Source organism: Spirillospora sp. NPDC046719 (genome assembly GCF_040645715.1).
Lineage (GTDB): Bacteria > Actinomycetota > Actinomycetes > Streptosporangiales > Streptosporangiaceae > Spirillospora.
Genome location: NZ_JBEYYT010000130.1, coordinates 1 through 22,819 on the forward strand (window position 1 = coordinate 1; position 22,819 = coordinate 22,819).

The 22,819-nt window shown below is 69.4% G+C and carries 17 protein-coding genes and 1 tRNA gene; 13 read left to right on the forward strand and 5 right to left on the reverse strand.

Annotated features, from left to right (window positions below; all coding sequences use genetic code 11):
• Nucleotides 1-82 precede the first annotated feature (82 nt).
• Entirely contained in the window at nt 83-220 is a 138-nt protein-coding gene (rpmH, locus tag ABZ914_RS22545; RefSeq protein ID WP_151593908.1) for a 50S ribosomal protein L34, read from the reverse strand.
• 770 nt (nt 221-990) lie between these two features.
• Here rpmH and dnaA point away from each other — a divergent pair.
• From dnaA to ABZ914_RS22590, 9 genes are all read left to right on the forward strand, one after another.
• On the forward strand, nt 991-3,240 hold the full coding sequence (dnaA, locus tag ABZ914_RS22550) for a chromosomal replication initiator protein DnaA (protein ID WP_500195397.1): 2,250 nt from the start codon (nt 991-993) through the stop codon (nt 3,238-3,240).
• A gap of 643 nt (nt 3,241-3,883) precedes the next feature.
• Complete coding sequence (gene dnaN / locus ABZ914_RS22555; protein ID WP_190857656.1) at nt 3,884-5,026, forward strand: DNA polymerase III subunit beta; 1,143 nt, start codon at nt 3,884-3,886, stop codon at nt 5,024-5,026.
• 98 nt (nt 5,027-5,124) lie between these two features.
• Nucleotides 5,125-6,045, forward strand: coding sequence for a phosphogluconate dehydrogenase (NAD(+)-dependent, decarboxylating) (gnd, locus tag ABZ914_RS22560; protein WP_500195399.1), 921 nt, complete (start codon nt 5,125-5,127; stop codon nt 6,043-6,045).
• A 72-nt stretch (nt 6,046-6,117) separates the two neighbouring features.
• The gene (recF, locus tag ABZ914_RS22565) at nt 6,118-7,242 is read left to right on the forward strand and encodes a DNA replication/repair protein RecF (RefSeq protein WP_387025767.1); all 1,125 of its coding nucleotides are present in this window, start codon (nt 6,118-6,120) and stop codon (nt 7,240-7,242) included.
• 162 nt (nt 7,243-7,404) lie between these two features.
• Nucleotides 7,405-7,926, forward strand: a complete 522-nt coding sequence (locus tag ABZ914_RS22570) for a DciA family protein (protein ID WP_500195401.1) — start codon at nt 7,405-7,407, stop codon at nt 7,924-7,926.
• 487 nt (nt 7,927-8,413) lie between these two features.
• Nucleotides 8,414-10,363 carry a DNA topoisomerase (ATP-hydrolyzing) subunit B gene (gene gyrB / locus ABZ914_RS22575; protein ID WP_500195403.1) on the forward strand — a complete coding sequence of 650 codons (1,950 nt, stop codon included), beginning with the start codon at nt 8,414-8,416 and terminating at the stop codon, nt 10,361-10,363.
• 91 nt (nt 10,364-10,454) lie between these two features.
• Complete coding sequence (gene gyrA, locus ABZ914_RS22580; RefSeq protein WP_190857673.1) at nt 10,455-12,962, forward strand: DNA gyrase subunit A; 2,508 nt, start codon at nt 10,455-10,457, stop codon at nt 12,960-12,962.
• Nucleotides 12,963-13,004: 42 nt separating this feature from the next.
• On the forward strand, nt 13,005-13,961 hold the full coding sequence (locus tag ABZ914_RS22585; protein ID WP_500195405.1) for a DUF3566 domain-containing protein: 957 nt from the start codon (nt 13,005-13,007) through the stop codon (nt 13,959-13,961).
• Between the two features lie 89 nt (nt 13,962-14,050).
• Nucleotides 14,051-14,124: transfer RNA gene (locus ABZ914_RS22590), tRNA-Ile, on the forward strand.
• Nucleotides 14,125-14,592: 468 nt separating this feature from the next.
• Here the strand turns inward: ABZ914_RS22590 and ABZ914_RS22595 are convergent.
• On the reverse strand, nt 14,593-14,889 hold the full coding sequence (locus ABZ914_RS22595; protein ID WP_360751620.1) for a hypothetical protein: 297 nt from the start codon (nt 14,887-14,889) through the stop codon (nt 14,593-14,595).
• A 158-nt stretch (nt 14,890-15,047) separates the two neighbouring features.
• Between ABZ914_RS22595 and ABZ914_RS22600 the strand changes: the two genes are divergently transcribed.
• A complete protein-coding gene (locus ABZ914_RS22600) occupies nt 15,048-16,283 on the forward strand; it encodes a helix-turn-helix domain-containing protein (RefSeq protein WP_500195407.1) in 1,236 nt (411 codons plus the stop codon).
• Between the two features lie 200 nt (nt 16,284-16,483).
• Nucleotides 16,484-17,362 (forward strand): IS982 family transposase, encoded by an 879-nt coding sequence (locus ABZ914_RS22605; protein WP_500195409.1) that lies wholly within the window; start codon nt 16,484-16,486, stop codon nt 17,360-17,362.
• Between the two features lie 24 nt (nt 17,363-17,386).
• Here the strand turns inward: ABZ914_RS22605 and ABZ914_RS22610 are convergent, their stop codons facing one another.
• Nucleotides 17,387-18,187 carry an oxidoreductase gene (locus ABZ914_RS22610; protein WP_500195410.1) on the reverse strand — a complete coding sequence of 267 codons (801 nt, stop codon included), beginning with the start codon at nt 18,185-18,187 and terminating at the stop codon, nt 17,387-17,389.
• Nucleotides 18,188-18,285: 98 nt separating this feature from the next.
• On the opposite strand from ABZ914_RS22610, the gene ABZ914_RS22615 reads away from it, so the two are divergent.
• Together ABZ914_RS22615 and ABZ914_RS22620 are read left to right on the forward strand one after the other, a co-directional pair.
• Complete coding sequence (locus ABZ914_RS22615; protein ID WP_030399878.1) at nt 18,286-18,843, forward strand: TetR/AcrR family transcriptional regulator; 558 nt, start codon at nt 18,286-18,288, stop codon at nt 18,841-18,843.
• Nucleotides 18,844-19,133: 290 nt separating this feature from the next.
• Nucleotides 19,134-19,919, forward strand: a complete 786-nt coding sequence (locus tag ABZ914_RS22620) for a hypothetical protein (protein ID WP_500195413.1) — start codon at nt 19,134-19,136, stop codon at nt 19,917-19,919.
• A 321-nt stretch (nt 19,920-20,240) separates the two neighbouring features.
• On the opposite strand, the gene ABZ914_RS22625 is transcribed toward ABZ914_RS22620, so the two are convergent.
• Both ABZ914_RS22625 and ABZ914_RS22630 read right to left on the reverse strand, forming a co-directional pair.
• Nucleotides 20,241-20,957 (reverse strand): hypothetical protein, encoded by a 717-nt coding sequence (locus tag ABZ914_RS22625; RefSeq protein WP_500195415.1) that lies wholly within the window; start codon nt 20,955-20,957, stop codon nt 20,241-20,243.
• Nucleotides 20,958-21,095: 138 nt separating this feature from the next.
• On the reverse strand, nt 21,096-22,559 hold the full coding sequence (locus ABZ914_RS22630; protein ID WP_500195417.1) for a tyrosine-type recombinase/integrase: 1,464 nt from the start codon (nt 22,557-22,559) through the stop codon (nt 21,096-21,098).
• Nucleotides 22,560-22,819: the final 260 nt, after the last annotated feature.

The window sequence follows — 22,819 nt, forward strand, 5'->3', positions numbered from 1 at the left end:
CGCGCCGCCCGCGCCGGACGGCCAACGAGAAGTCGACCCGCCGCCGCATCCGGTGCCCGGACGGCAGCATGAGAGAGGTCGGTCAGACCGCGACGCGGGCGCGGCCCTTGCCGCGCCGCGAGGAGAGGACGGCGCGCCCGGCGCGCGTGCGCATCCGCAGCCGGAAGCCGTGCTTCTTGTGGCGGCGGCGGTTGTTCGGCTGGAATGTACGCTTGCTCACTTTGAGGCTCCAGTGCTGCGGTCGGTTCGACTAGAAAGGCGCGATAGCTCGCATCGAGGGCCCGCGTTCGGTCCCCCGCAGCGGGGGCCCACCCGTGCCGTCCGGGCGGACGACCGGCGGGCACGCGTCACCTCCGTCGATGCGACTCGACCTCAGCACGTTACGGGCTATCCGCCCGCCGGGTCAAACGGATCACCGGTTCCCCGGCCCTGCCGGGCGGTCCCAGCCCGAGCACGGCCTGCCCTCGCCCGAACATGGCTGCCCGTTGCCCGTACGGCGTCCCGGCCCTAGCGCGGCACCCGTCGGCAGGCCCCCTCGGCAGGCCCCCTCGGCAGGCCCCTCGGCAGGCGGTCGGTGCGCATACGACGGGCCGCCGTTCGCGCGGAGCGGGGCCTGAGCGGCCGGCGGCTTCGTGTTGCGGGTGGGATCGGCAGGGGTTAAGGTCTTCCTTCCGGGCACGCCGACATTCCCGTGACGATCTGGATCGCGGTCGGTGTTCCGCCCGCCGAACCCCCCGTCAGAGAACCGCCCGCGCACCGGCCGCCGAAGTGGCCGGAGACCTCCCGTCCCCGCGTCTCCCGCCCCTGCGGCGGAGTTTTGCACAGGGTCCCGCATGCCTATGCACAGCATGTGGACAACTCTGTGGACAACTCGTGAGAGAGTAAGGCTTCCGCGTCGCGGCCGTGCCCAACGAGGCGGGCCGCAACCCGTGGGAGAGCCGGGCAGTCAGGTACTCCGTTGACCGGAGTTGTGGGGAGGGGACCTTGCGCATGGACGGTCAGGATCTCGGATCGGTCTGGGCCCGCACCCTCACCGCGCTGTCTGAGAGCGATTTGTCCCCGAGCTACCGCGCATGGCTGCCGATGGTCCGCCCGCTGGCCCTGGTGGAGGGGACGGCGCTGCTCGCGGCGCCGAACGAGTTCGCCAAGGACGCGCTGGAGACCCGGCTGCGCAACCTCATCACGCAGGCGCTCTCCCATGAGCTGGGCAGGGAGATCCGTGTCGCGGTGACGGTCCAGCCGGAGCCGCCCGCGGTGCCGGGCCCTGGCCCGGGCGGCGGTTCGCGGGCGGGGTCGGGCGAGCCGCTGCCGGCGCCGGTGCCCGGCGGCGGGCCGCACGAGTCCGCACCTTCTTCTTATGGCGAACGGCCGCTCGACGACCGCGAGCGCGAGCGGGACCGCGACCGGCCTTACACGGATCAGCAGCCGTACGGCGACTCTCCTTACTCGGAGCGTCAGGATTACGGCGACCGCTCGTACCCGGAGCAGCCGTATGGCGACCCTGGGTATCGCGCGCCGTCCGAAGTTACCCACAGGCCCGGCCTTCCCGGTGGATATCCACAGGGCGACGACAACGATCGTGGATGGCCGCAGCGCGACAACGACCACGGCGCGCCGTTCCCCCCGGCTCCGCGCCCTCCGGCGTACGGCGCCGGTCCGGGCGGCCGGGGGCCGTCCTCCTATGACCGGGGGCACGTCCCGGGTTTTCCGGGGCGCGGCCGTCCGCAGGAGGGGTTCGGCGGCCAGGAGGGATTCGGCGGTTCGGAGGGGTACGGGGGCGAGCCTCCCGGAAGGCCCCCACACGCGCCGTCGCATCTGAACGACCGGACCCTCGGCCCGCTGCGTCCGGGAGGGCGCGGCGAACCGCTCGGCCGGGAGCCCCAGCACGGTCCCGCCGAGCCTCCGCTAGGACACGACGAGGACTCGTACAAGACGGAGTTCCCCGGCGCGGAGAAGTCGTACACAGGGCCGGAGCAGTACCCGGCGTCCGAGCAGTACCGGGGTGAAGAGCCGCCGTACCGCGGTGAAGGCGGTTTCCGCGACGACGAGGCGTCCGACTCCCGTGGACCGGTCCCCGCACCAGGCGGCGGCCCCGGCGGACCCGGCGGTCCTGGCGGTCCTGGAGGTCCCGCCTCCGCCGGATCAGGGGCGCCCGGGGGCGCGCGCGAGGGTGGTGGCGGTCAGGGCGCCGGCGCGTCCGAGCACGCCCGCCTGAACCCGAAGTACACGTTCGAGACGTTCGTCATCGGCTCCTCGAACCGGTTCGCGCACGCGGCGGCCGTCGCCGTCGCCGAGCAGCCCGCCAAGGCGTACAACCCGCTGTTCATCTACGGGGACTCCGGCCTCGGCAAGACGCACCTGCTGCACGCGATCGGCCATTACGCGCAGAGCCTGTTCAATGGCGCGCGGGTCCGGTACGTCAGCTCCGAGGAGTTCACGAACGACTTCATCAACTCGATCCGCGACGGCAAGGCGGACGGGTTCCGCCGCCGCTACCGGGACGTCGACATCCTCCTCGTCGACGACATCCAGTTCCTTGAGGGCAAGGAGCAGACGCAGGAGGAGTTCTTCCACACCTTCAACACGCTCCACAACGCCAGCAAGCAGATCGTGATCTCCAGTGACCGTCCGCCCAAGGAGCTGGTCACGCTGGAGGACCGGCTGCGCAACCGGTTCGAGTGGGGCCTGACGACCGACGTCCAGCCGCCGGAGCTGGAGACCCGGATCGCGATCCTGCAGAAGAAGGCCCGCCAGGAGGGCCTGGCCGCGCCGCCGGACGTGCTGGAGTTCATCGCCTCGCAGATCGCGACGAACATCCGGGAGCTGGAGGGCGCGCTGATCCGGGTGACGGCGTTCGCGAGCCTGAACCGGCAGTCGGTCGACATGAAGCTGGCGGAGATCGTCCTGAAGGACCTGATCCCGAACGACTCCGGCCCGGAGATCACCGCCGCGATGATCATGGCGCAGACGGTGGAGTACTTCGGCACGACGATCGAGGACCTGTGCGGGCCGTCGCGGTCCCGGATGCTGGTGACGGCCCGGCAGATCGCGATGTACCTGTGCCGGGAGCTGACGGACCTGTCGCTGCCGAAGATCGGCCAGCAGTTCGGCGGCCGCGACCACACCACCGTGATGCACGCCGAGCGCAAGATCCGCTCGCTGATGGCGGAGCGCCGCGCGATCTACAACCAGGTCACCGAGCTCACCGGGCGGATCAAGCACCAGGCCCGCAAACGCTGAGGATAAGCCTGGGGACGGGCCTTCCCGGGCTGTGTACGAGGACCGTGCACAGGCCCGTTCGAACGCCCGATCGAGACAGGCCCGGCACGGCGCCCGAATCAAGATCGACACGCACAGCCTGGGGATAACCCTGGGGATCCCGACCGAAAGGCCGGGGAAAACCTGCGGACAACATGGGGACGACTCGTGGACCGATTGTGGAAGCCCTGGGGACGGCCACCCGGCATCATGGGGACGAACCCGTGGACAAGCTGGGGAAGCGTTGGGGACGCCCTGGGGACGGCCCCGACCGGTCCCCGCCACGACGGCCGGCCGACGCCGCGGCCAGGGAGAACCTGCGGAAAACTCGTGGACAACCGGGGGATGACGTGAGGATGACGTGTGGGGACGGAATCGCCGTCCCCAGCGCGGCTCGCCGCGTCCACCGCCGATGCACAGCCCCCGTGGACGGAGATCCGTGGCCTCACCTGCGGGAACGCGGGCTGTCCACACTATCCACGGCCCCTATTACTGGTACTGCACTACTTCTCTACTCAAGAAAAGATCCAACTCAAGCTAGGGCCTGGGGACAACGCGCCCCGAGCGCCCGAGCCGAGGCCGAACCACCTCACCCTTGTCCGACACCTGCAGGAGGCGGGTCCCCTTGAAGTTCCGCATCGACAGAGACGCCCTGGCCGACGCCGTGGCCTGGACGGCGCGCACGCTGCCGGTCCGGCCCCCGGTGCCGGTGCTCGCGGGCATGCACATCGTCGCCGGAGGCGAAGGCAACGACGACCGCCTGAAGCTGTCGGCGTTCGACTACGAGGTCTCCGCGCAGGTCTCGACGGAGATCGACGTGGAGGAGGCGGGGACGGCGCTGGTGTCCGGCCGCCTGCTCGCCGAGATCTCGCGCAGCCTTCCTCCCCACCCTGTGGAGGTGACGACCGACGGCGCGAAGGTGATGCTGCGCTGCGGGAGCGCGAAGTTCACCCTCCTCACCATGCCTGTGGAGGACTACCCGTCGCTGCCGGAGATGCCACCGGCCGCGGGCGCGGTGGGCAGCGACGAGTTCGCCGCGGCCGTCGCGCAGGTCGCGATCGCCGCGGGCAAGGACGACACGATCCCCATGCTCACGGGCGTGCGCGTGGAGATCGAGGGCGAGACGGTGACGCTCGCGTCGACGGACCGGTACCGGCTGGCCGTCCGGGAGCTGCACTGGAAGCCGGAGCGGCCGGACTTCTCCGCGGTCGCGCTCGTCCCGGCGAAGACGCTCGCCGACACCGCCAAGTCGCTGACCGCGGGCGCCGAGGTGTCGATGGCGCTGGCCGGGACGGGCGGCGCCGGCGAGGGCATGATCGGCTTCGAGGGCGGCGGGCGCCGCACCACCTCGCGGCTGCTGGACGGCGACTTCGTCAAGTACCGGTCGCTGCTGCCGAGCGAGTACGCGGGGCTGGCGGAGGTGAACACGGGGCAGTTCATCGAGGCGGTGAAGCGCGTGTCGCTGGTCGCCGAGCGCAACACCCCCGTGCGGCTGTCGTTCAGCCAGGGCGAGGTCGTCCTGGAGGCGGGGACGGGCGACGAGGCGCAGGCCGTGGAGGCCCTGGAGGCCACGCTGGAGGGCGAGGACATCGACATCGCCTTCAACCCCGGGTTCCTGCTCGACGGGCTCTCGGCGATCGGCTCGGACGTCGCGCGGCTGTCGTTCACGACGCCGACCAAGCCGGCGGTGCTGACGGGCAAGCCGCCGCAGGACGGTGAGAACCCGAACTACCGTTATCTGATCATGCCGGTGCGGTTGTCTGGGTAAAGACCGGTCCTGGGGCATACCTGGGGGAGACGACCGGTCCGCGGGGGATCCGCCCCCGCGGACGGGCACGGGCAGTTACGCACAGGGGAGAAGTGAGCATGGAGCTGGGCATCATCGGCCTGGGCAAGATGGGCGCGAACATGGCCGAGCGGCTGCGCCGCGGCGGTCACACGATCATCGGCTACGACCACAACGCCGATCTCAGCGACGTCGGCTCCGTCGAGGAACTGGTCCAGCGCCTCACCCCGCCCCGTGCCGTGTGGGTGATGGTGCCCGCGGGCGGCCCGACCCAGGACACCATCAACAAGCTGGCGGAGGTCCTGGAGGAGGGCGACCTCGTCGTGGACGGCGGTAATTCACACTATGTGGACGACCAGAAGCACGGCGAGGAGCTGGCGGCGAAGGGCATCGGCTTCCTCGACTGCGGCGTCAGCGGCGGCGTGTGGGGCCTGCAGAACGGCTACGCGCTCATGGTCGGCGGCGACGACGAGAACGTGAAGCGGATGATGCCGATCTTCGAGACCCTCAAGCCGGAGGGCGAGTACGGCTTCGTGCACTCGGGGAAGATCGGCGCGGGCCACTACGTGAAGATGGTCCACAACGGCATCGAGTACGCGATGATGCAGGCGTTCGGCGAGGGCTACGAGCTGATCGAGGCGAGCCCGCTGGTCACCCGGGTGCCGGAGACGTTCCTCAGCTGGCAGGAGGGCACGGTCATCCGGTCCTGGCTGCTGGACCTGCTGAACCGCGCCCTCAAGGACGACCCTGAGCTGGACGACCTGCGCGGCTACGCCAACGACTCCGGCGAGGGGCGCTGGACGGTGCAGGCCGCGGTGGAGCACGCGGTGCCGCTGCCGGCGATCAGCGCGTCGCTGTTCGCGCGGTTCGCCTCCCGGCAGGACGACTCCCCCGCGATGCGGGTCGTCGCGGCGCTGCGCAACCAGTTCGGCGGGCACGCGATCGAGTCCGCCAAGGGCGCCGACTCCCCCGGCGCCGACGTGGAGCCCCCGAAGGTCTGACCCGCCGCGGAGTTATCCACAGAACGCGCCGGGTGTGTGGGCGGCGCGCGAAAGGCTCTACCCTCGTGTCCCGTGCACGTCGCCCACCTCTCGCTCCAGGACTTCCGGTCGTACGCCACCGCGGAGGTGGCGCTCGCGCCGGGCGTGACCGCGTTCGTGGGGCCGAACGGGCAGGGCAAGACGAACCTGGTCGAGGCGATCGGGTACGTCGCCTCGCACGGCAGCCACCGCGCCGCGACGGACGCGCCGCTCGTCCGGCAGGGCGCGCCGCGCGCGATCGTCCGCGCGGGGGTGGTGAAGGACGACCGCAAGGCGCTGATCGAGCTCGAGATCAACCCGGGGAAGGCGAACCGGGCGCGGCTGAACCGATCCCCCGTCCCCAGGCCCCGGGAGATCCTGGGGATGCTGCGGACGGTGCTGTTCGCCCCCGAGGACCTCGCGCTGGTGAAGGGCGACCCGGGGGAGCGCCGCCGGTTCATGGACGAGCTGCTGACGGCGCGGGCCCCCCGGTTCGCGGCGGTCCGATCCGACTACGAGCGGGTCCTCAAGCAGCGCAACGCGCTGCTGAAGTCGGCGGCGGCGCACCGCCGGTCCCCCGGCCCGGAGGTGCTCGCGACGCTGGACGTGTGGGACGCGCACCTCGCGCGGACCGGAGCGGAGCTGCTGGCCGGGCGGCTGGAGCTGGTGGAGGCGCTGCGTCCGCTCGTCGCGCGCGCGTACGCGGCGCTCGCCCCGTCCAGCGGCCTGGCGGATCTGCACTACCGGAGCTCGCTGGGCGCCGAGGAGTTGTCCACAGACCGTGGACGGCTGGGCGAGCAGCTGCTCGCCGGTGTGGCGGAGGCCCGCAAGCAGGAGCTGGAGCGCGGGGTGAGCCTGGTCGGGCCGCACCGCGACGAGCTCGTCCTGCGGCTGGGGGAGCTGCCCGCGCGCGGGTACGCCAGCCACGGCGAGTCGTGGTCGTTCGCGCTGGGGCTGCGGCTCGCGGCGTTCGACCTGCTCCGCGCGGACGGCGACGACCCGGTGCTGATCCTCGACGACGTGTTCGCCGAGCTGGACGCGGGGCGCCGCAGCCGGCTGGCGGAGATGGTGGCGCCGGCGGAGCAGGTGCTGATCACCGCGGCGGTGCCGGCCGACGTCCCGGAGGAGCTGACGGGCGGTTCCTACACCGTCTCCGACGGCCGGGTCGTCCGGGACTGACCGGGAAGGGGCGCGCAGGTGGGCAGTGATCCCCAGAAGCGGCGGGCCGGGGGAGAACGTCCCGGCTCGGACGCCGATGATCCACAGGATGTGCACAACTCCCCCGGTCCGGTGAATTCTCCGGAACCCGGGGGTGTGGACGGAGCCGGTGATCCCCAGGCTGTGGACGGCGGGACGGCCGACGCGGCCGCCGCGGCCGGGGAGCCGGCGGCCGCGGCGAAGTCGGGGATCGAGCTGGCGCGGGAGGCGCTGGCGCAGGCGAAGGCGGACGCGCTGAAGCGCGGCACGCTGCCCGGCCAGGGCGGGCGGCGCAAGGGCGCGGCGAAGCCCGTCCGCACGCGGGATCCGGGCCGCGGCGGCGACCCGAAGGCGTTCGGCGCGGCGATCCGGGAGCTGCTGGCCACGCGGGGGTGGGAGCAGCGCGCGGCGGTCGGCGGCGTGTTCGGCAACTGGGCCGGCATCGTCGGTCCCGAGCTGGCCGAGCACACCCGCCCGGAGCGGTTCGAGGACGGGGAGCTGACCGTCGCCGCCGACTCCACGACGTGGGCGACGCAGCTGCGGCTGCTGTCGTCGACGCTGGTGCGGCGGCTGAACGAGGAGCTGGGGCACGGGACGGTCCGCCGGGTGAAGGTGGTCGGCCCGGCGTCGGGCCCCCGTCGCACCGGCGGCTGGCGCGTACGCTGAATCGCCGGTCGGAGGCGGCGGGTCCTCCGGAACCGGCGTCGTCCGTGACCGGCGTCGCCCGGAACCGGTGCCCTCGGGAACCGGTGTCGTCGGGAAGTGACAAGGCGGCGGGGCCGATCACGCGCGGCCGGGGCGCCGGTTGCGCGGGGTGACGGGATGTCAGTGGCGGGTGGGAACATCTGTTCGGGAAGCCCGGTGACGAGTTCAGCAACGAGGGCGCCGTAGGCCAGAGAACCCCCCTAGGGCTATGGGGGGATGCATCTCCAGGCCCGCTCGGCCGCCACACGCGCACACAGCGCTCGGGAGTGCCACTTTTCGCCGTGTGACCCGGTAGAATGATGACGGGTTCAGGATGCTGCACCGCCATGGGGTGCCCGGAGCTCTCACGAACACGTACAGAGCACTAGGGCGCCCTCATGTGTGTACGGGGCACACCGCGCTCCCCTGGGCGCGGGGCGGCTCACCATCCCCGGCAGGAGGATCTCCTTTGGCGTACGACGCTAGTTCGATCACTGTCCTTGAAGGCTTGGAAGCGGTTCGCAAGCGTCCGGGCATGTACATCGGGTCGACCGGTGAGCGCGGCCTCCATCACCTGGTCTACGAGATCGTGGACAACTCGGTCGACGAGGCCCTCGCGGGCTACGCCGACGACATCGTCGTGACGCTGCGCGCGGACGGCGGCGTCAGCGTGGTCGACAACGGCCGCGGCATCCCGGTGGGCGAGCATCCGGTGGAGAAGCGGCCGGCGATCGAGCTGGTGCTGACGACGCTGCACGCCGGGGGCAAGTTCGACGGGAAGTCCTACGCGGTCTCCGGCGGCCTGCACGGCGTCGGCTCCGCGGTGGTGAACGCCCTGTCGACCCGGCTGGAGGCCGAGGTCAAGGTCGACGGCCACGTGTGGCGGCAGTCCTACACCTGGCAGGGCCCCGAGACGGAGCTGCGGAAGGGCGAGGAGACCGCCGAGACGGGCACCCGCATCACCTTCTGGCCCGACGGCGACATCTTCGAGACCCTCGAGTGGAACTTCGAGACGCTGTCGCGCCGCATGCAGGAGATGGCGTTCCTGAACCGGGGCCTGTCGATCACCCTGCGCGACGAGCGCCCCGACCACTCCAACGGCGAGTCCGGCGGCGAGCCGCACGTGGTGAAGTACCACTACGAGGGCGGCATCGAGGACTTCGTCCGCTACATCAACGCGCGCAAGGACGCGGTCCACGAGTCGACGATCTACTTCGGCGACGACACCGAGGGCATGTCGGTGGAGATCGCCATGCAGTGGAACTCCTCGTACGCCGAGTCGGTGCACACGTTCGCGAACACGATCAACACGGCGGAGGGCGGCACCCACGAGGAGGGGTTCCGCGCGGCGCTGACCACGATCGTCAACCGGTACGCGCGCGACAAGGGGCTGCTGCGCGAGAAGGACGACAACCTGACCGGTGAGGACGTCCGCGAGGGCCTCACCGCGATCATCTCGATCAAGCTGGCCGACCCGCAGTTCGAGGGGCAGACGAAGACCAAGCTCGGCAACACCGAGGCGAAGTCGTTCGTGCAGCGGGCCTGCAACGAGCATCTCCGCGACTGGTTCGAGGAGAACCCGGGCGAGGCCAAGGAGATCATCAACAAGGCGTCGCAGGCCGCGCGCGCGCGTGTGGCGGCGCGGCAGGCGCGCGACCTGACCCGGCGCAAGAGCCTGCTGGAGTCGACGTCGCTGCCCGGCAAGCTGTCGGACTGCCAGTCGACCGACCCGTCCAGGTCCGAGCTGTACATCGTCGAGGGCGACTCGGCGGGCGGCTCGGCGAAGGGCGGCCGCAACCCGCACTTCCAGGCCATCCTGCCGATCCGCGGCAAGATCCTGAACGTGGAGAAGGCGCGGATCGACAAGATCCTCAAGAACAACGAGGTCCAGGCGATCATCACCGCGCTCGGCACCGGGGTGCACGACGAGTTCGACATCTCCAAGCTGCGCTACCACAAGATCATCCTGATGTCGGACGCCGACGTCGACGGCCACCACATCAACACGCTGCTGATGACGCTGCTGTTCCGGTTCATGAAGCCGCTGATCGAGGCCGGGCACGTGTACCTGTCGCAGCCCCCGCTGTACAAGATCAAGTGGGACGCCCGGGGCAACGAGGCCGACTACGCCTTCTCCGACGCCGAGCGCGACGCGATCATCGAGGCCGGGATCGCGGCGGGCAAGCGCGACCCGCGCCCCCGCGACCAGGTGCAGCGCTTCAAGGGCCTCGGCGAGATGAACGCCAACGAGCTGTGGGACACCACGATGGACCCCGACAACCGGGTCCTGCTGCAGGTGCAGCTCGACGACGCGGCGCAGGCCGACGAGCTGTTCAGCGTGCTCATGGGCGAGGAGGTCGAACCCCGCCGGGAGTTCATCCAGCGCAACGCCAAGGACGTGCGCTTCCTCGACATCTGACAGGTGCGGCGGCCCCGGCCCGCCCTGACCGGCGGCGGGGCTCCCATCGGGCGTCGTACTTCGTTCCCACTTAGCAGAAGAGGTCTTGAGAGTGACGGACGTGACCGCAGAGGGCGGACACTCGGACGGGCGGATCGAACCGGTCGACATCCAGGTCGAGATGCAGAAGAGCTATCTCGACTACGCGATGTCGGTCATCGTGTCGCGCGCGCTGCCCGATGTCCGCGACGGCCTCAAGCCGGTGCACCGCCGGGTCATGTACGCGATGTACGACGGCGGCTACCGGCCCGACCGCGGCTACTTCAAGTGCGCGCGCGTCGTCGGCGACGTCATGGGGAACTACCACCCGCACGGCGACTCGCCGATCTACGACGCGCTGGTCCGCCTGGCGCAGCCGTGGTCGATGCGGTACCCGCTGGTCGACGGCAACGGCAACTTCGGTTCGCGCGGCAACGACCCCGCGGCGGCCATGCGGTACACCGAGTGCCGCATGGCGCCCCTGGCGATGGAGCTGCTGCGCGACATCGACAAGGAGACCGTCGACTTCTCCCCGAACTACGACGGCCGCTCCGCCGAGCCGGACGTCCTGCCGTCGCGGTACCCGAACCTGCTGGTCAACGGGTCCGCCGGCATCGCGGTCGGGATGGCCACGAACATCCCGCCGCACAACCTGCGCGAGGTCGCCGACGGCGTCCGCTGGTACCTGGAGAACTACGGCGCGTCCGACGAGGAGCTGCTCGAGGCGCTGATCGAGCGGATCAAGGGCCCCGACTTCCCGACCGCCGGCCTGATCGTCGGCCGCAAGGGCATCGAGGAGGCCTACCGCACCGGCCGCGGCTCCATCACGATGCGCGCCGTCGTCGAGGTCGAGGAGATCCAGGGCCGCACCTGCCTGGTCGTCACCGAACTCCCCTACCAGGTCAACCCGGACAACCTCGCACTGAAGATCGCCGAGTCGGTCAAGGACGGCAAGCTCGACGGCATCGCCGATGTCCGCGACGAGACGTCCGGCCGGACCGGCCAGCGCCTGGTGATCGTTCTCAAGCGGGACGCGGTCGCCAAGGTCGTCCTGAACAACCTGTACAAGCACACCCAGCTGCAGGAGACGTTCGGCGCGAACATGCTCGCGCTGGTCGACGGCGTGCCGCGCACGCTGCGCGTCGACCAGTTCGTCCGGCACTGGGTCGCGCACCAGATCGACGTCATCGTCCGCCGCACCCGGTTCCTGCTCCGCAAGGCCGAGGAGCGCGCCCACATCCTGCGCGCGCTGCTGAAGGCGCTCGACCGGATCGACGAGGTCATCGCGCTGATCCGCCGGTCGCCGTCGGCCTCGGAGGCGCAGCAGGGCCTGATGGACCTGCTGGAGATCGACGAGATCCAGGCGCAGGCGATCCTGGACATGCAGCTGCGCAAGCTCGCCGCCCTGGAGCGCCAGGCGATCACCGACGAGTACGACAAGCTGATGGCGGAGATCGCCGACTACAACGAGATCCTGGCCTCGCCGGAGCGGCAGCGCCAGATCGTCGGCGACGAGCTGGCCCCGATCGTCGAGAAGTTCGGCGACGACCGGCGCACGCAGATCATCCCGTTCGACGGCGACGTGTCGTACGAGGACCTCATCGCCGAAGAGGACGTCGTCGTCACCATCACCCGCGGCGGCTACGCCAAGCGCACCAAGACGGACCTGTACCGGGCGCAGCGGCGCGGCGGCAAGGGCATCCGCGGCGCGCAGCTCAAGCAGGACGACATCGTCGACCAGTTCTTCGTCACCACGACGCACCACTGGATCCTGTTCTTCACGAACAAGGGCCGGGTGTACCGGGCGAAGGCGTACGAGCTGCCGGACGCCGGGCGCGACTCGCGCGGCCAGCACGTCGCGAACCTCCTCGCGTTCCAGCCGGACGAGCACATCGCCCAGGTCATGGACCTGCGCGACTACGAGGTCGCCCCCTACCTCGTGCTCGCCACGAAGAAGGGCCGCGTCAAGAAGACCGCGCTGAGCGACTTCGACTCGCCCCGCACCGGCGGCATCATCGCGATCAACCTGATCGACGACGACGAGGTGATCGCCGCGCGGCTCGTCTCCGCCGACGACGACCTGCTGATGGTGTCCACCGGCGCGCAGGCGATCCGGTTCCACGCCGACGACGACTCGCTGCGCCCGATGGGCCGCGCCACCTCCGGCGTGATCGGCATGCGCTTCGAGGAGGACCAGGAAGTCCTGAACATGCTGGTCGTGAAGGACTCCGACCACGATGTCCTGGTCGCGACCGAGGGCGGCTACGCCAAGCGGACCCCCGTCGACCAGTACCCGGTCCAAGGACGGGGTGGTAAGGGAGTTCTCACCGCTAAGATCGTGGAATCTCGCGGCAGGTTGGTAGGGGCTCTGATGGTCCGCCCGGACTACGAGGTCTTCGGCATGACCTCGAACGGCGGGGTCATCCGCACCAGCGCAGCGGAGATCAAGCAGTCCGGCAGGCAGACCATGGGCGTCCGCCTGATGAACCTCGCCGAGGGGGACAGCGTGGTCGCGATCGCGAGGAACGTAGAGTCCACCATTGAGGACTCAGTCGACGCCGAGGGGGGCGATGGTGAGTGACGCGTCCGTCCGCCTCACCGAGCCGCTAGGCCAGGAGGACACGTGAGCACGGAGCCCGGCAAGAGCAAGGGCGGGCCCGGCGGGGGCCGCAGCGGCAAGGGGGCGGCCGGCAAGCCCGCCGGCCGCCCGGCCGCCTCCGGGAAGTCCGGGGACCGGACCGTCGCCGCGGCGTCCGCGAAGCCCGCCCGGGACGAGCCCGCCGCCGAGGTCGACTCCGACGCCGCCGCGCCGGACGGCGGCTCGAAGTCCTCGTCCGGCTCCTCCGGTTCGGACGAGACCCGGGTGGACCTCGCCCACCTGAAGGAGGAGCCGGAGGCGTCCGGCGCGCCGGAGATCGCTCCGGTCAGGGACACCGCCGAGCCGTCCCGGCCCGCCAAGGACGCCGCCAGGCCCGCCAAGGACGCCGGCAAGCCCAGCTGGACGAAGCCCGCGGAACCGTCCGGGTCCAGGTCGACGGGCCGCACGGAGAAGCCGTCGGTGCCTCCTCCCGCGCCGGCCGCCGCCGCGTCGGGCGGCGGCTCGGGGAGCCGGCCCGGCTCCGGCTTCGCCGGGACCGTCCTGAAGGACCGCCCGTCCGCCGCGGTCGCCCCGGTGAACTCCAACGCGCCCGCGCAGGCGAAGCCGGCCCGCAAGGCCCAGCTCCAGCTCGCCCGGCTCGAGCCGTGGTCGGTGATGAAGTTCAGCTTCGTGATGTCGCTGGTCTGCTTCGTCGTGCTGCTGGTCGCCGTCGTCGTGCTGTACGTGATCCTGTCCGGTCTCGGCGTCTTCGACGCGATCAGCGACACCGTGAACAGCCTCACCAAGCAGCAGGGCGACACCACCGGCGGCGTCGACGCCGGCAACTGGTTCTCCTTCGCCCGCGTGTTCGGCTACACGGTCCTCGTGGGCGCCCTGAACGTCCTGCTCATCACCGCCCTGTCCACGGTCGGCTCCGTGATCTACAACCTCGCCGCCGACCTCGTGGGCGGTGTCGAGGTCACCCTCAAGGAGGCCGAGTAGCGCGATCCCGCCGCCGTCCGGCAATCGATTTCCGGTTGCCCTTCCACATGGGGTAATCTCTGGTTGCGCCGCAAGGGCGGCGGCAGTGCGGGCCTATAGCTCAGTCGGTTAGAGCGCATCCCTGATAAGGATGAGGCCGGTGGTTCAAGTCCACCTAGGCCCACAACAAAAGCGCAGATCAGAGGCTGGTTCCGAATGTTCCGGAACCAGCCTCTTGATCGTTTGGCACTCCCATGGCACTCGGACCCCGTGCCATCAGGCCGCACGTCACGACATCCGAAACTCCCCGCCGGACTTCAGAGCTTTCCCCTCGTGGACACGGCGGAGCCGTGCGGTCGCGGTCCTGGACGAGGCAGGGAAGAACATCCTGCTCATCTACCGGCGCCGGTTCGTCCGGCCCCAGCCCTGTCAGCCCGAGGGGGAAGCCGCGGCCCTCATGTCGTCACGAGCATGGGGAGTGGGCAGGAACTTGCGTTGTGGCCACGGCCAGGCCGCAGGATGCTCGATCGCCTCGCGCAGCTCACGAAGGTTGGCCGCCTCCACCAGCCGGGCGCCGCCAGGCAGCGGAACCAGCGCCCACCATGCCCCGGTAACGTGCCCGTACCAGGTGACGGCCTCGGTTCCGGGACGCCTACCCATCGGCCTGCGCGGCGAGCTTGCCCTTCACGGCGACGACGACGTCATGCAAATGTGCGTCGTCCGCCGGAGCGACAGCGGCACCGCCCGGGAAGCTGAACCACAGTTCCCCACCGCAGACCGCCCGCCGGTCACACCGCAGCAGCACCGGCGAACCGAACGCGGCCGGAACAGCGAGCAGCGGCTCGGACTCCGCCATCTCCACCGCATACCCATGCGACTTGAGCGCCTGCGCCAACGCCCAAACCCGCAGCCGCCGCGCCTCCGTCAACTCCGAAGCTTCTGTTGCCATGGGGAGCCGTCCTCTCTTCGAGGCGGAGGACGGGGATTGACCGTTGTCACCTGCCGCCTCTTCCATGGGCTTGAGCCTGTCTTTTCAGGCTGTCTCCTCAGAGGCGCCTTCCAGGGGGCCACGGAGGGGCCAGACTGAGGAGTGAGGGAGGGGCCGGCGTGATTAACGAAAGACGTCAGCGGTTCGGGCTGTATCTCGCGGGCTTGCGGCGGGACGCACGCAAGAGCCAGCGGCAGCTCGCCGAGGCGTTGTGCCGCATCTCGGGGACGGCGTCCGTGACACGCCACGAGATCAGCCGCTGGGAGCGAGGCGAGCGAATCCCCGACGTGTGGCTTCCCGCCCTCGCTGTAGCGCTGGACGTCCCGTTGCAGACGCTTGAACGGGCAGCGGCCCACGCCCGCGGGGAGGACATCGGCACCGGGACGCCCAGCCCGGCCGAAGCACTCGCCCACTTCCTGCCCGAAGACGTCGAGCTTGGACCGATGGCCAGCAGCACAGGCCGCCGGGTTGGAGCTTCCACGGCGGTCGCGCTCGCCGATCGCGCCCACGGACTCCGGCTTGCGGACGACGTCGTCGCCAGCAGTGATCTACTCGCGCCCGCATTCCGAGAGCTGGACGCAGCCGTCCGGCTCTACCGGGAGACGACGCATTCCGAGGAGACCGGCCGCTCGCTTCTCAGCAGCATCGGCGAGATCGCCCAGATCGCCGGATGGATCGCCAGCGATGCGGGCGAGCACGACCAAGCGGCACGCGCCTACCGACTCGGCGTCTCGGCAGCCAGGGAAGCCGGAGACCTGGCGCTCGTCGGCAACCTCGCGGGGAGTTTGGCCTACCAGCTCTCCAATACCGGCCATGAGGACGACGGGCTGAGTCTCGCCCGCGCCGCACTGGAGAGGGCTGGGCCAGAAGCACCGGCTAAAGCCCGCGCGCTCTACCTTGACCGGGTCGCATGGGCGCAGACCAAGGCGGGCAACCCGCAGCTGGCGATGCGCGCACTCGCGGAAGCCCACGAGGCCATGGCCGACGAGGACTCGCAGGAGGCGCCCGACTGGGCTTACTGGGTCTCGCCCGAAGAACTCGACGTGATGGACGCCCGTGTCTACACCGAACTCCGGCGACCGCTACGAGCCGTCCCGCTCCTGCGAGAAGTCCTCAGCCGGTACGACTCCACGCACACGCGGGAACTCGCCCTCTACCTCTCATGGCTCGCCGTCGCCCTGGTGGATGCCAACGAGCCTGAAGAGGGTGCCAAGATCGCGCGACACATGCTCGACCTCGCAGCCGACTTCCCGAGCGACCGGACGGCTCGGCGTGGCCGCGTTGTCCTCGCCAAGCTGGAGCCGTACCGAGACGTCCCCGAGGTGCGCGAGATACTCGATACCTACGCCGCCTAACGACTGCGCAGCAGGTCAGGAGCTACTCAGCCGGGGCGACTCCGACCGGGCAGGACAGGGCCCGTTCTGCGCGTCGAGCTGGACCGTTCGATCTCCAACGTGGGCTGGCCTCGATCTTCCCCATCGCCTGCAAGGTCATCTAGACGAGTTGATCCGAAGTTTCGGCCCGTCAAAGGGGCAAGGGTGTCCAAGATCCGTGTGTGACGACAGACCTGAACACCCTCTTGACCGCACTGTATGTGAAGATCGACGACGAGATCGGGGGAACCCGATGCATGGGCAGGCCGCCGCTGCTCAGCGACTCCGAACTCGTCTGCCTGGCCGTGGCCCAGGCCCTGCTTGGCTACCACTCTGAGTCGCGCTGGTTGCGCTACGCGAACAAGCACCTGACGGGTATGTTCCGGTACCTGCCGCAGCGCGCGGGCTACAACAAGCGGCTCCGCTCCACGCTCGGGCTGGTCAAGCGCATGATCCGGGAACTGGCGATGGATAGCGACTTCTGGATCACCGACTCGACTCCGGTGCCGTGCGGGATGTCGCGCCCGACCGTGCAGCGTTCCAATCTCGCGGGCTGGGCCGGCTACGGCTACTGCGCCTCCCACTCCCGGTTCTTTTGGGGCCTACGCTTGTACCTGGTGTGCACCCCGACCGGAATGCCGATCATGTGGGCGCTGGCCAACCCGAAGATAGGCGAGCGCGAGGTCCTTGCGGCGATGCTGGAGGTCGACGCCGACCTGGTCGCCGACCGCGAGGGCATCGTGCTGATCTCGGACAAGGGCTTCGCGTCCAAGCCATTCGAAAAGGCCCTCGCCGGGCAAGGCATCGAGCTGCTGCGGCCCTCGCGCAAGCGGGAGAGGCAGCGGTACGGCGAGCCGGTGCTCAAGAAGGTCCGCCAACTGATCGAGTCGGTCAACGACACCCTCAAGGGTCAGCTCGACCTGGAGCAACACGGTGCACGCACCATCGAAGGTGTGGCGGTCCGCGTCGCCCAGCGCGTCTTGGCCCTGGCCGCAGCGATCTGGCACAACAACAAGACCGGTGCAACCGTCCCCCGATCACTGATCGCCTACGACCACTGAACCGATCAGGAACTTCGCGCCTGGCTAGACCGTCGGAATGCTGCCGCCGTCGACGACGTACTGGCTGCCGGTGAGGAACGCCGCGCGGTCGGAGGCGAGGAACGCGACGAGTTCGGCGACGTCGGCGGGCTGGCCGGGGCGCCCGAGCGGGATGCCGACCCGGTCGATCAGCTGCCGGCGGGCCGTTTCGGCGTCCTGGCCGCTGTCGGCGGTGATCTGGTTCAGACGCCGGGTGACGGCCGGGGTCTCGATGAGTCCGGGGACGACGGTGTTCACTCTGATCCCGTGCTTGCCGACCTCGTTGGCCAGGCCCTTGCTGTAGACGGTCGTCGCGGCCTTCGCCGCCGCGTACGGGAGGGACGCGGGGCCGGGCAGGCGGGCTTGGCCCGATGTGACGTGGATGATGACTCCGCGGTTTTGCGCGATCATCCCCGGCAACAGGGCCCGGTCCAGGCGGACCGCGGACATCAGGTTGGTGTCGAGGTCGCGGTACCAGTCGTCGTCGGCCGCGTCGAGCGCCCCGCCTGGGATGTGCGTCTGGCTGCCGGCGTTGTTGATCAGGACATCGATTCCTCCGAGCAACTGCGTCGCCTGCGCGGCGAGGGCGGCGGCCCCGTCGGCGGTGGCGAGGTCGGCGGCGACGAACCTGCCGGCCGGCGGCTCGTCGACCGGCGTGCGGGCCGCGACGACGACGTCGGCCCCGGCCTCGGTGAACCGGACCGCGACAGCCGCGCCGATTCCCTTCGTGCCGCCGGTGACCAGGACTCGAACGCCGGCAAACTCGCCAGCTGGCCCAGAGGCGGATGTCACGGTGGTGGATGTCATGCGACACAACTCCTTCGTCGGAGGGCGCCGCCTTCCAGGAGTCGGCGGTCGGTTAGGGTGAGCCTCACTCTACAATAAAACGAGAGGTCGTTCTTTTTATGCCCAAGGTTACCCAGGAGCACCGCGACGCCCGGCGCCGGCAGATCCTGGCCGCCGCCCGCGAGGTGTTCGCGGCCAAGGGCTTCGCCCAGACCTCCACCGGTGAGATCGTCGCCGCCAGCGGACTGTCCACCGGAGCGGTCTACAGCTACTTCCCCAGCAAGAACGACCTGGTGGCGGCCGTCTGCGAGGACGCCGTGGATAACCTCATCGACCTCGCCAGCATCCGCGACGCTGCCGAACTGCTCGACCGGGTCCGCGCCCGCCACGGCGGCCACGCCCGGCTGATGGCGCAGGTCTGGGCCGAGGCCGCCGTCTCGCCCGACCTCGCCGCCCAGATCCGGGCGCAACTGGCCAAGGACCAGGAGAAGGTCGCCGGGCTCATCCGCCAGGACCGCTGCGCCCGCGGCCTGCCCGACTCGCCGGACCCCTCCGGCGTGGCCGGCGCACTGCTCGCCATGCTCACGGGATATTCGCAGCGCCTGGCCATCGGCCAGGACATCGACACCGCCGCCTTCCGGCAGGCCCTCCAAACCCTGCTTGGCGACGCGACCTGAAAGCACAGATCTGGGCAGACGGCGCCGTATCAGCTGCTAGTGACCAAGACTGAGGCGAAGTGGATCAGCCCTTTTACCCCGGCGACATTAGGAACAACTCGTCTAGGGCCTCGACCACGAGGAAGCGCAACTGGTCGAGGAGCTCATACCACGGCACCTGGTTCGACGAGGCCCGCTGGGTGGAGGCGACCAAGGGGCCTCAGGTGACAAAGTCACGCTGACTTCTACGCCGCTCGCCGCCGACCTCGACCGGTGCCCTGTCGTACCAGGCTGTGTCGTATTCGAGCCGCATGGCCGACGGCCAGGTTAGGGGGATCTTCCGGCATGATCTGGGCGTGGACATGATCACGTGGGGCGAGGACCTGGTAGGCCCGCTGGTAGGCGCCCATCGACCGGCTGATGTTCTTCAGGCGGCGGCGTTGTGCATGGCCGAGGAACTCAGGTCGGACGGGTTTCGATGGATCAAGTCCCGGCGCTGCTTCGAGAGACGGGGCCAGGGGGGACGCGTCGAACGGATGACGCTGGAGCCAAGCCGTCACAACAGGTCCGGCTCGTTCGTTCGGTTCGCGGTGGCGCAACTGCATGTCGACGAACCCGATCTGGGGGACTGGCGCACGGCCAACCACCTTCTGACGGTGGTCCGCCCGGACGGTGCGCTGGATGTCTTGTGCGCCACCAGTTGCTATGACCTGGTGCGAGTCGGATTCCGCAACACAGTTGGGCTGACCCGCCCGGAGAACCGTGTAGCCCACCTGAGGGCACTGTGCGACCAGATCAGGCAGATCGTTCTTCCCTGGTTCGCGAGCACAAGAGACCCTCGGCAGCTCGCGGCCATCGTGCCCGAAGCACTCTTGGGGCCCTTCGACTTTGCCCCCGACCTCGTCGAGTACCTGGTCCTGCGCGGAGAGCGCGAGCAGGCCCGGTTGTTGATCGAACGCGTGCTGGAGCTCGACCGAAAGCAGCGAGAGGCATTTCCAGAGGGTCGCCATCTCGCCGGTCAGGGCCTTGCCGGTCGGCCCCGCTGGCATACCCCTCAGGCCCTCGGCTGGACCAGTGCCGTCCTGGGGTTGAGCTGAGAACGCCGGGCGCGCGCAGCCTGGCGCCTGAAGGTGTCGCTTCGGGGCCCAGATCCACTTCCCGCGAGAGCAGCTCGATGAAGTGACCGCCACCCTGACCGGCCCACCGGTAGCGCCAGGCGACGATCGTTGCCCGGGTCGCTGACCTGTCACTGGCCACTGCGACGCCCGGACGAGATCGACTGGCCGGCCGCGTCGCCGAGAGGTCGTCTTGCTGTGGGGACCGCGCCCGGTCCCCAGGGAAAATCCTTAGGATTTCCATATCTTGCCCCGCCTGGCGGCGAGGGACGCAAGCGCGAGACCTCCTGACGAGACAGCCGATCAGGCGATGCCGCGTAGGGCATTGGAGAGACGCATCGATTCCCCCGTGGTGAGCGCGGCTGAACTGCTTGGGTTGCGAGTGCTGTTGGGCGCATCGCAGGTCAGGGTGCCGTTCGCGTCTTTCCGCCACTGAGCAGTGCCGCCCATGGGCTCATTGAGGAGGTTATCCGCGAGTGGCCCCGACGGGCCTGGAGCAGCGCCTGCGGCAATCAACGCGGAGGACACGGTCTTAGCCGCGGTGGCGGGTGTGTCGCTGTCGCCCGTGAAGGGCAGCAGGAGAAGCATGCGAGCGTGTGACTCCGTCACGCCGTACCGTGAGCCGGGCCTTGAGGAGATCTCCGCCAGCTCAGGCCAGCTCAGGCCGGGGACCAAGAAGTGGCCGTCCAAGCGTGCCCACTTCATCACGCCCTTGGAGTCGGGTGTCTGGAGTAGCAGATCGACTCCGGTGTCATCTTCCAGGTTGCGGAAGATGACGACGATCTGCGCGCCTGCCCTCAGCGGCACGGCGAGTACGGGCCATCGCTCAAGTGCGGTCAACTGGCCGTAGAAAGCCTCCAGTTCGTCGCGTTCGACCGAGAAGGCTGCGTCGATCACCGTGTCGTCCTCCAGGTCAGTCCAAGCCGCCAGGTAGGTCGGCCAGAAAAGCCTCTCGGTCAGCAGGGCGGTCCCATCGACGAGCGGGGCGTTCTCGTATCCATCGATAAGCACGATGGGCATGATCGCAGCTGGTCGCGTGGGGGCAAGTAATGGATAACGCTGGTGTTCGGGGCTGGACCGGGCGCGGTCCAGTCTGACGATCGAAGGTCATGCTCGCGGGCGGGCGGCGGACGACCTCGAAGTGGCGACGGAGGGCGGTCAGGCCGTGTTCAGGTGGGGCTTGGTCGGGGCGGCGTGGATGGACAGGGCCATGTCGGCTAGGGCGGCGCGGAGGCGTTCGTTCTCGGCCTTGAGGGTGTCCAGTTCCGGAGCCTCGGCATCGAGGACTTCGGAGAGTTGGGGGCCGCGGATCTTGTCGAGGGCGGCGAGAGCGGTTTCGTCGGCGGTCGGGAGGGTGTGGAGGTACTGCTCGGTCGTCGCGATCGATGCATGACCCAGGCGTTCCTTGACGACCTGGAGGTCCGCGCCGCCGGCCAGCAGCCAGGAGGCGTGGGCGTGGCGCAGGTGATGCGGAGTGACGTCGTTCAGGCCGGCGGCCTTTCGAGCGGGATTCCAGATCTGCTTGCGGAACCAGTCGGCGGGGATGTGGCCGTCCGTCTCACGTGTGCGGCGGGAGCGAGGAGCGTCCTTGCCCGCGGTTCGACGCTGGGCTCGGTAGAGGCGGTAGGCCTCCTTGCAATGCTCGCAACGGCACTTGCCGGTGGTGTAGGCGGTCAGCGAGCCGTGGTCGTAGGTCTTGCCCCTCTCGTTTGGGGTGGTCTTGCCGTAGGCGCCTGGGAGCAGGACGGGGCGTAGCTTCCTGGTCTGGGGCTTGTCGTCGTGGTGGTAGCGGAAGAAGAGGTCGTCGTCCTGGAGGTGCTCTGCTTCGGCGTGGGCCTTGAGTTTCCGGACGATCTGGGCGCTGAGCTTGAAGCGGCGGTACTCCTTGCCCTTGGGATACGGCTTGACCAGGAAGCGTCCCCCGGTGGGGTGGAATTTGGGGTTGAGTTCCGCGACCGTCCGGCTGACGGTGAGGACTCTGGTGACGAAGTCGAGGTCCTTGAGGCGGAGTTCGGCCAGTTCTCCCCAGCGCAGGCCGCTCTCGATGGTCGTCTCGACGAGCAGGCGGCTGTCGGCGTCGGGCAGCATCCGGTAGAGATCATCGAACTGCTTGGCGGTGATGACCTTCTTCGGCCTCTTGGGGACGGGCGGTATCCGAACACCCCGGCTCGGGTGGTTGGTGATCACCTGGTCGTTGAGGGCGGTGGTGAAGATCGAGGTGAGGATGCCCCGCAGGCACTTCTGGATCGTCGCCGGTGAGGCGCCCTTCCGCTGCATCTCGGTGATCCACTCGCGCACGTGCTCGGGAAGGATGTCGCACATCCGCATGGGGCCGAAGAAGCCCATGAGGTGCTTGTCGATCTTGTACGTGTAGTCCTGCCGCGTGGACGCCTCCAGGACCTGATGAGGCAGCCACTTCTTCTCGACGTACGTCCTGAACGTCTGCCGTCCCCGGCGGCGGTCGCCCAACCCGCCTTTGGCGATCTCCGCCTCGGCGGCATGCCAGGCGGCGACGGCCTCCTTCCTGGTGGCGAACGTTCCCGCCGTCTGACGCCTGCCGCGCGCGTCGTCGTACATCGCGCGGTAGCGGGCGACGCCGGCCCTGGTGTACCGGACCTGCACCTGACCCAAGTCGTTTCCCCCGAAACAGCTGATCGTTTGGCACTCTCGTGGCACTGGATCATGAGTTATCCAGTGCCACGAGGTAGCACAGGCTGGCACTTGAATAGTGCCTCTGACCAGCAGCTTAGCGAAAAAGATTGATCGCTGGGTCGCTTGAAATGCACGCCAAAGAGCGCTGATAAGGATGAGGCCGGTGGTTCAAGTCCACCTAGGCCCACTTCATGAACGCAGGTCAGAAGGCCGGGTACGAGGCCCACCGA

Excerpts from the sequence above, each read along its gene's own strand:
- ABZ914_RS22595 (WP_360751620.1), bottom strand. The coding sequence starts at position 14,889 with ATGGCAACAGAAGCTTCGGAGTTGACGGAGGCGCGGCGGCTGCGGGTT.
- ABZ914_RS22625 (WP_500195415.1), bottom strand. The coding sequence starts at position 20,957 with ATGCCCATCGTGCTTATCGATGGATACGAGAACGCCCCGCTCGTCGAT.
- gnd (WP_500195399.1), top strand. The coding sequence starts at position 5,125 with ATGGAGCTGGGCATCATCGGCCTGGGCAAGATGGGCGCGAACATGGCC.
- dnaA (WP_500195397.1), top strand. The coding sequence starts at position 991 with ATGGACGGTCAGGATCTCGGATCGGTCTGGGCCCGCACCCTCACCGCG.
- ABZ914_RS22615 (WP_030399878.1), top strand. The coding sequence starts at position 18,286 with ATGCCCAAGGTTACCCAGGAGCACCGCGACGCCCGGCGCCGGCAGATC.
- ABZ914_RS22620 (WP_500195413.1), top strand. The coding sequence starts at position 19,134 with ATGGCCGACGGCCAGGTTAGGGGGATCTTCCGGCATGATCTGGGCGTG.
- ABZ914_RS22610 (WP_500195410.1), bottom strand. The coding sequence starts at position 18,187 with ATGACATCCACCACCGTGACATCCGCCTCTGGGCCAGCTGGCGAGTTT.